This is a genomic window from Prevotella sp. oral taxon 317 str. F0108 (assembly GCF_000162415.1).
Lineage (GTDB): Bacteria > Bacteroidota > Bacteroidia > Bacteroidales > Bacteroidaceae > Prevotella > Prevotella conceptionensis.
Map to the genome: position 1 here is coordinate 11269 of NZ_GG740080.1, position 9350 is coordinate 20618.

Sequence of the window (9350 nt, forward strand, 5' to 3'; positions counted from 1 at the left end):
GCTGCCCTGTCCTGCGTTGTCGTAAATGGTCTGCCTTACGGAGGCGAGTGCGGGGAAGAATACCGTCGTGTCTGCCTGTTGTTTTAGTTCGTAGGTGTTCTGCGTGCCTTGCAGTTTGTTGCCTGCTGCATCGTAGAGCGTTTCGGCAGTGACGAGGTCGTGCATGTACAGGTTGCGGTTGTGTCCGTATTCTGCCACCTGCGTGCGGTAAACGGCATTGCCGTTCTGCGTGTCTATCTGCTTGGTGGTGACCTTCTCAAAACCGTAGAAGTCGCGTTCGCGGCGGTCGCGGTAGCCGCCTTCGTATTCAAACTCGTTGCGCATCCTGGTGGCTCCGTTCTCGGCATAGCCGCCCGTGGTCTCCACGGATGCCATCACCCAACGGCGCCCAGGCATGTCGTAGCTCGGTTCGGTCTGCTTGTATCCTACGGCAACGTGTCCGCCGAAAGGCAGGGTCACACCCTTGAGAAGGTTGGTGCGTCCCGTGAGGTTGCGACGCACCCCCATGCTGTTTTCGCTGTCGCTGTAAACGAGATCGGGCAAGCCGTCGCCGTCCATGTCCATCAAGGCCGCAGTCGTGCGGTTGATGCTTTCGCTATGCGAACCCTGTATGCTCGGCGTGATGTTGATGACAAAGCCGAACGGAAGGGGTATGCGGATCGTGTAGGCGGTGCTGGCGTATATGGCCACGGAAGAGCCCATGTTGCCGGAAAGCTCCGATTTCTTCTGCAACCCTTCAGGTGCGGCAAAGCCGCTGCCCGTATTCAGCGTGACTTTCAAGTCGCCCTTGCTGTCCTGTTCCACAAAGTCGGGCAGCCCGTCGCCGTTCACGTCATGGAATGCGCCCTTGCCGGAAGTGAGGCTTCCCGTATCGTTCTGCCCTGCCGAGATGTTGAACAGGCCGAGAATGGGAATGCATACGCCCAACCCGTCACCGTAGTTGTTGTTCGAACTGTGTTCGACGGCATTGATACCTGAGGGCATGGCCTCGGTGAAAGAATATCCCAGATTATAACGTACCTGCCCCTTGGATACCATGTCGGGCAGTCCGTCGCCGTTAAGGTCTCCCCAGTCGCGTACGGACTCCGACGTCCCGCTTGAGAAATTGCCGCTGGCGCTGCAAGCCCCTTCCGAGACGTTGCCGCTAAAGCTTGCCCCCTCGGCATTCTTACCCAGCCGCCCGGTCTGTTGCAGGCTGGCCACGCTCTTGGCGAAAGAGGCTTTCGCCTTTTGCAGCTTATCTTGGAAGTTGGAAAGCTTATAACTGTCGGGATTCATGCTGAGTCCGGCATCCCCGCCTGTGTTTTCCGATTCTCCATAAGACATTGAGGCTTCCACGTCATAGTCTTGCCCGTCACCGAGGGTGCCAATCTGACGGGTAAGCTGTACCTTAATCTTACCATTGTCTTCACGCACCCAGTCGGGATAACTGTCACCGTTCAAATCCAGTGCAGACACCGTGGTATAAGATTCCTGCTTGGTGTTGCTCTTATTTACCCCGAGGCTGAATCCCATCGAAAATCCCAAAGAGTAGGTCTTACCCGTACTTTTCGATTCCGTCATTTGTACAGGTGCAGAAAGCCCTTCCCCGTTAAGGTTGTAGTTGATGGAGTCAACGACTATTTCATCTTCACCCAATCGCGATGCACGCATCATTGCGACTTTTACATACACACTATCTGTGGCACTGACATACTTCCCTGTTGTGGGACTATATGCCATCGTAAAGAATTTCTGCTTGTTGATGTCGAGCGTGTTCTTCTCAACGGCCTCTTCGTCGATTTCCCCATCCTTGATGTAGTCGTTATGGTCAGAGGCCCTTAACTCATCGGTCCTGATGGGTTCTCCCTTCGCATTGCCATTCCAAGCAAACTGTCCCCAACCTTTATAGAGCGGTCCATGGTCAAAACGGTTGAAACTGGAGAACACGGATGCCGGAATGGAATCCACGCGCACCAACCTGCGTCCTGTCTCATGCTTCTTCCCGTCCGTACCCACGGTATAAAGAATGGAGTCACGAAGGACATGTAGCCGTGCGATGGGGGCATTATCCAGTTCGTTGAGGACGGAAAAACTCACTTGCACCCTCTTTGCTGAAAGATGCGGGATAAGGGAGACGCCGTTCACGGCCGTACTGTCTCCTTGCAGGCGGTTGTTCCCCCTCATCGTATATTCCTTGCGGTAAAGCAGTGAACCCGTTTCGTCTTTCAACGTGAGATGGACTGTGGCGGGTGCCGTGTCCTTACCCGAAGAACGGCTTACTCGCAACTCGGGCACCAAAACCAACCTGTCACCCCAAGTGGAATCGCTTGCAACGACATGTACAAGCGTATCCTTTGCAGCTACAATGTTTTTATTGAACATCAGGCGTTGCGGAGCAAGCGCGTATTTGGTAGTATCACTGCGGAACACGGGCGTCCAGCTGATGTGCTGCCAATTGATGGGGCTGCTTGTCTTGATGATGAAGTTTACCGTGGCACTATCCACAACGGAAGAATGGAAATTGCCCTCGAACTTTCCCGTAAGCACGGTATCGGCTGGCAAAAGAAGATGGTCTATTTCCGTTTGTGTGCCGGTTTTATCCGTCTTGACTATGGAGAGTACTACATCGTCGCTTGTTTTTTGCTTATTAAACCCTCCTTCATAGAAAACCGTTCCGTCAATGGCAAGCGGTGCAGTAGACATTTCGCCAGGCACATAATCCGACGAATTGCGATAATGTTTCAAATCTTCACCTGCATAGGTATCTACCGCAATGGAAGTATAAACAATGTTCGGATCCCATTCCACGACATCGCCTATACCCGAATATCTTGCATTCACGCGGAAAAGCAGATAGTCACCTGGACGGACGGGAAGGGTCTTCGCCGGTACCGTAACACTGCCCGATTGCAGAAGCGTGTCTTTCCATAACACGACATTATTATGCTGCATACTCAGACTGACACCGTCTCCTTGGGCAGATGGTTTGTTGACCGCCCCAGTCACTTTCACTGTACCTGCGTAGGGGGCACGCCATAAACGAATGGCATCGTGCAAGGGAAATTCGCGTTCCAACGAATCACGGATAGCCTTGTAGTCGGGAAGGAATGTGGAGTCTATGCTTGTAGCATTTCCCGTTATGGGATTTCCCGTATTGGTACTCGTACTGCTGAAACTTACATCCTTACCATTGCTGTGGTTGAAATAGACCGTACCATTTTGGGCGATGTCAATAAGGCCGTCGGCATTGAAATCCTGAAAATAGGTTTTGTTTTTGCTCTGGTCGGTCGTTTTGTTTACCGCATAGCCGATGCTTGCCGGGCCAAAGCCCGTAGCTACATTCGCATTCCAAGAGTTACTGGTGGTGGTGCCTCCTGTAAAGCTGCCGATACCCGTTATTGTCATCTTGTCTCCGAAAGACGGATGGCGAAGGTCTTTATTTTGGTTCAATCGGTAATGCAACCTGCCGTCCGCACCTTTCCACACCTTGTCGGGCATGCCGTCGCCGTTGATGTCTACAAGGGCGATGCGTCCTTCGTTGTTCGTCTTGGTGTAAGAATAAGAACCGCCCGCATTAACCGACGCCGGACCCCAGCCGGCCCCGACCATGACACCGCCACCTACTGTGTTTCCTTTGGCAGAGCCGCCGCCGAGAAGGGAAAGCCTTTCGTCAAAGTTCCCAATGTGCAATTTAACAAGCCGGCCATAGTTGTCCTTTTCTGCCGTATAAATTACGGGCGTATCGGAGAAAATGCCTTTTGTTATGTCATTATAATAACTAAACGTTTGTGTTGCAACATGATTGTCTTTACTATCTAATTGCTCAATGCCGTCCAAAAGCGTTTTGGAAAAGACACCTTCCTTATAATGAAGCGCATAAGCGCGCAGCAGCTCGCTGTTGTACTTCACTTCCACGCGTTCTAGCAGGGCATCGTCGGTTTGCAGCACACCCAAACGACCGCTCTTGACCACATCCTTGCGCGCATCCCACTTGAAAGCGAACTGTACGCTATAAGCTCCCTCCTCGTCTTTACTGCCCGTATAGCGGTAGGTTTCGGGATAAAGGTTGTCGCTGCGTTTGCGGTATTTGTAAGAAACGAAATTGCCGTGGGTGTCTTGCGTCTTGCAAAGTGCCCAGCGCAGGATGTTGCCATTGCCGTCTTTGAGCACGGCACCTTCGTCCACCGTACCGTCCACGCCTCCGAAATAAGACACGGTACCGTCTTTGGAGGTTACTTCCCACGTGTAGTTCTGCGGACTGTCGCCCTTGCGGATAATCTTGGCAAAGCCGCCCTCTACAAGCGGATAGAAACGTTTGTCTTTGGTTCTCGCGGGTGCATCAGTGGTGCGGTAGGTGCGGTCGTTGAGCTTGCTGCCCATGAGCAGGTAGCTTTCGCTTTCCTTATCGGTATCGAAACGGGGAACACCCCAGCGGGTTTCGATGTCGATGCTTTGCAGGGGAAGGCCCCAACCGTAACCCACATAAGAAGAACCGCCGTCGCTGCTGTATTGCAGACCGACGCTCGGCTGCATGCCCGCCCGCCCTTTGGGCAGTTCAAAGGGATAGCTTAGTGCTGCCGTTCCGCTTTGGTTGGCGGTGGGCGCGCTCACTGTTGTGATGCCGGCACTCGGGTCGGCCGCTTTGAGTTCGCTGATGCCCGTGGGTACGTAGTTCTGCGTTTCGGGATTTTCAGGCACTTTGATGATGCCGTTGATGACGTCGGTAAAGTGCGAGGTCTCGGCCACAACTAGCTCTCGGTCTTTATCCAAAACCTTATGCCGCAACATTACCCATTGGGCTTTTAATTCGTCGTAGTAGTAAGTGTGTATGTCTTCGGCGGTATAGCCCTGCGGGATAAGGGTACTGTCGTATGGCACGGTGATGCTTGCCAACGAATGGACGAAGTGCTCGCCATGCGGCAGGAAACGGTAACCGGCGATGCTGTCTTTCGAGTTGGCAGCAACGGTAGGATTACTCCTGTCCGCCGTTACGTTCACCATGCCTGCGGGCAGGTGGGGCAGCTCGCCCTTTCTAAGTGGCGTAATGCTCAAAATCTTGGCATGTTCCATACAGCCAAGGGGCACTTTCAGCTCAGCGCGACCAACAGACAGAGAGTCTGCAAGGGTGCCGGCGAAGTATTTGCTCACCGTGCGTTTGCGAAAATCTTGCAAACGCTTGGACACATGGTTTCTGTTATTTGTCCTTGTTCCCCGTTCTCTTCCTATTTCTTTCGTGCCCGTTACCGCATGTGCATACTTCTTGGCATGTAAAGATTGATTGTCTTTACCCGTTTTCTGTTCTTTGGCATCCGAAACAGGAGATTCCCTTATTTCTTGCTTGTTGCCGACATGCGAAGTTCTCCTATTGCCGTTACAAGAAACAAACAACAGAAACGCACTTAAAATAACCGCTGAAAAACATGCCGACTTGTTCATAACTTCGTTTTTATGACTATTCCGTTTAATGGGAAACCGTTTACTTTATTGTCCTTATAAAATATATCCCTATCGCCTATTTCCTGATGAGTTTGACGCTTTGTCTGCTCTCGCCACTACTCATCTCAAGTACGTATGTCCCATTCATAGGCAGATAGCAACGGGTGGCGTGATAGGTGTCGGCTGTGCGCGCTTCCCTTTGCAACAGGGCACCATCGGGGGAATACAGCCTAAATTCAAGCGGGAGCGACTCGGACATTTCCACGCGCACATCAACGTTGCCGTCGGTCGTGGGATTTGGGGAGACTGCGTGGCGTGCGAAACCGTCTTTGCCCATTGTCGATACGTTTAGCGTGCGGGTGGTGGAGCAACCTTCGGCGTTGGTCAGTTCGAGAATGTACGCTCCATCCTCGTCCAGCGTAACGCTCTCGCCACTCAGGTATCTGCCCTTCGGGCTCTTCCATCGGCAGGTGTAATCGCCCTTGGTGTCAAGGTGGTAATCGCGAGATGCACCGCGGGCGAAACGTACGTCCTGCAACTCGGGCACGTCGGCCATGTCGGCATTGGAAACCATGACTTCATTCAAGAGCGTTTTACCCGTATGGTCTTTGGCGGCAATCGTGTATTTGCCTTGTTGCAGGGCGGAAACGGTGATAAGGCTGTCACTTGTGGATTGGCTGTAACATGCTTTCCCATCAAGGCTTATCGTAACATGATATGGAGCAGTGCCGCCTGTGAAAAGCACTTTGAGCTGTCCTTTTTGCGCTGTGGAACAGCGGGGCCGTGCTATTTCAACGGTTGCAAAGAAGTCTTTAGCGGCACGAAGCGTAAAAATGCTTTCCCCCGCATCGGCGGCAATGCCTGCAAAGACAATGCTGTCGGCATGGCTGTCCTGTGCCTTGTAATAGCGTATTTGCCCGACGGGGAATTTTCCCGTGCCGCTGTTGTCTACGGCGAGATAGTAACACTCGTCCTTTCCGAGTGGTTGCAGTTGGTGGATGCTTCGGGTGTCGAAAGTCAAGGTGAGATGTTCTGCGGGCTGTCCTGTCGTTGTGGCTGCCCAGCATCGCTGCATCCATTTCCCGTTGCCCTTGTCGGCAGTAAAAGAGAGTTGCTTGGCGTTGTCGCCCCAAAGGTAGCTTGCGCCTTCGTTTATTGCGCTTGCAGATACTTTGACGACGGCTTCATTCTCGCTACTCTCGCCCGTGGTGCGGTGGAGTTTCGAGGTGGCGTCGCCGATGATGCCGGCAACGCGGTGGTTGTACGCTTTAAGCCGATAATAGTTGCGGATGGTTTCGCCTTTGTAATTGAGGTAGGAATGGGCAAGGGTGATGCCGTGGCGAAGGGCGAGGGCACTTTCCACGCGCATGCGTTCGGCGGCGGTGAGGGCGCGAGCGTAAACCACATATTCCTCCATGCCGTTCTTTAAGCTCTTGATGGGGAGTTTTTCTTTGGTCATCCCACCCACATTGAGGGTGCCGCGCGTACCGCTTGCAGATGAGGTGCTATAAGCGTACAGGCGTAGTTGTGGCAAGGTGTCGCGCCCGGTGTAGTTCATAAACGTTCCCTTGACAAGGTTGGCGGCGCGGGCCGTGGTCTGCACACGTTCGGTTTTTCCCGCTTGTGTGCTGACATTCCATAGCAGCTGTTCGCCCGCTTTCTGTATTTTCCCTACACCGATAAAGGTCAGGCCGCCAGCACCAGTAAGGCGTACAGGGGTATTGTCGTTACCACTTGCCCATTTCACAAAACCTGCCACTCCGCCAGGGGCTTGGCATTGCGGTTTCGGTTGTATTTGCGCTTGGGTCTGCGCTTGCGCCCGACTTGCCGTTATGGATACGGCGCACAAGAGCGAAACAAGTATGCTTGTAAGATGGAGTGTGGATTGTTTCATCGTCATTTCTGTTTGGTTAGGGGAATGGTATAGCCCACTGTCAGCAAAAGCAGGTGACTGTTGTTCGTGGCTTTGTGATAGCCGTATGGGTTCTCGTTTGTCTTGATAAGGTCCATAAAGCCGTAACCGTATTGCAGGCTGGCTTCGATGCCGTTCTTAAACGACGAGTAGCCTATCTTGAGCAGGGGCATCACGTGCAAGCGTGCCCGAAATGTTTCTCTTAAATGTTCCTGTGTGAGTTTGTCCACCGAAACGTATAGGGCCGCACGATTGCTCGAAAAGTCGATACCGCCAGGATTGAGCGGGATGCCCATGCCCACACCAGCACCCATATAAAGGTCGCTCAGCAGGTAGAGTCGCGCGGCTACCTGCGGCATGATGACGTGATAACGAAAGACCGTCTTCTCGTCGATGTTGCCGATTTGCTTATGTTCCTTTAAGGTAGAAGACAGCCACGTGTAGTCTGCCGCCAATTCAACGCCAAGGCGGTCGTGCCGCCAAAGGGCAAAAACGCCTATCGAGGGAACAAACGCGCCGTTTTCTTCCATCGTATAACGAGGACGGACGGCTCCGTCTTCTACCAAGGCACCAAGGTTGCCGATAACGCTGTAACCCACGCCGGCACGGATGCCGATACGGGTTTGGTAATACCGTTTGTGCGAGAAAATACGCCTCGGCTTGGGCTCGCGAGTGATTTCCGCCGTATCTATTACCACATCGTCAGATTCAGGTTCTATGCCGGTTTGTTGCTTAGGTTGTTCTTTGGGTGTTTCTTGCACAACAGCAGGTTCTGCTTTCTTTTCTACAACCGCCACCTTCTCTGCGGGTTGAAGAGCAGAGGCGGCAATAACCTTTCTTTTCCTCTTTGGCTTTGAAACCTTATGCCATGCTTTTGGCGAAACTGTTGTCGTGCCTTGTTTGATGGTGTCTTGCGGGGTAGAAGCCGAGGGGGTTGCCTGAGGTGTCGGCACATCTTCCTCATCATGTTTGCAAAGTCGTAAACACAACAAGATAATGAGGATAACGATTAACGCAACAATGCCGCTAATGACATTGCGGCGGGTATTGGGAGTAGAATTGCCCATAGGCACTTTCCTATTATTTACATGAAATGTGTTGAAATAAATTCAAACCTAAATCTTATGCCAATCTTGGCAAAGCGGGGAAAGAGAGTAAGGATAAGAACATGGGCAGAACTTATCGGATATTAATCATATAGCCCACCGTCAGTTCAATTTGCTGATTGTGGTTGTCGTGTTCCACCCAGTTATAGGTGTTTGTTTCGGTCTTGATACTGTTGGTCAGACTGTAATGATAGCGCAAGTCGAGCGTCATGCCGAATGGGAAGTCATAGCCGATACCGCCGCCCAATGCCGCATCGGGACGGCCTTTGAGTTTGTCTTTGAGAATGCGTTCGGTCTCTTTTACGCTGGGATAACCCAACGCCGAGAACTTCGCATCCTCTTGGTTACCTGTATAAGTGAGATTGCTTGGAGAGAGGTTTGCGCCAATTCGTCCGCCCAATGATACGTGCAGCGAGTTTTTTGCCTTAAAAGGATAGAGATTGAAATAAGCGGCAAGCCCCAAATGATGATAACGGGTGGAGAGCGTGTAGTTCAGTTCGTTCTTGTCCTCGTAACGCACCCGCGCCGTTTTGTTATAATAGGCAATGCCCGCTTCAACGCCCCAAAGGCTTGCAGGCTGCCTATAAAGGAAAAACAGCTCGGCACTTGGCACGAACAGTCCTTTGTTGTCGAACGAATAATTGGCGTAATAACCCTCGCTCACTAATATCTTGTCTACATGACTGTTGACACTGTAACCGCCGCCCAAGCGGACACCGGCATTGAAAGCACCCTCCTGAGCACTTAGTGAAAGACAGGAAACGATAAAAAGAATAAGTAAATTAAATTTTGTGCCCATAACAGTCTAACCTTTTTGATATTAATGTTTCTAAGGGACTGAAGTTCCTCATTCTTCCGCAAATATAATCATTCTTTTGGAACAAGCAATGTTTTTTGCGAAAAAAATATTTTAT

The 9350-nt window shown here is 51.8% G+C and carries 4 protein-coding genes; all 4 read right to left on the bottom strand.

The features are described 5' to 3' along the window. On the bottom strand, positions 1–5418 hold a 5418-nt coding region (locus HMPREF0670_RS14575), incomplete at its 3' end, for a SpvB/TcaC N-terminal domain-containing protein (RefSeq protein ID WP_009231910.1). A 76-nt stretch (positions 5419–5494) separates the two neighbouring features. Further along, entirely contained in the window at positions 5495–7312 is a 1818-nt protein-coding gene (locus HMPREF0670_RS14580) for a T9SS type A sorting domain-containing protein (protein ID WP_232213944.1), read from the bottom strand. A gap of 2 nt (positions 7313–7314) precedes the next feature. Further along, a complete protein-coding gene (locus HMPREF0670_RS14585; protein WP_044078423.1) occupies positions 7315–8397 on the bottom strand; it encodes a hypothetical protein in 1083 nt (360 codons plus the stop codon). 112 nt (positions 8398–8509) lie between these two features. Continuing rightward, on the bottom strand, positions 8510–9235 hold the full coding sequence (locus tag HMPREF0670_RS14590; protein WP_009231913.1) for a porin family protein: 726 nt from the start codon (positions 9233–9235) through the stop codon (positions 8510–8512). Positions 9236–9350: the final 115 nt, after the last annotated feature.

Coding starts and splice junctions, on each gene's coding strand:
- HMPREF0670_RS14580 (WP_232213944.1), bottom strand. CDS start 7,312: ATGAAACAATCCACACTCCATCTTACAAGCATACTTGTTTCGCTCTTG.
- HMPREF0670_RS14585 (WP_044078423.1), bottom strand. CDS start 8,397: ATGGGCAATTCTACTCCCAATACCCGCCGCAATGTCATTAGCGGCATT.
- HMPREF0670_RS14590 (WP_009231913.1), bottom strand. CDS start 9,235: ATGGGCACAAAATTTAATTTACTTATTCTTTTTATCGTTTCCTGTCTT.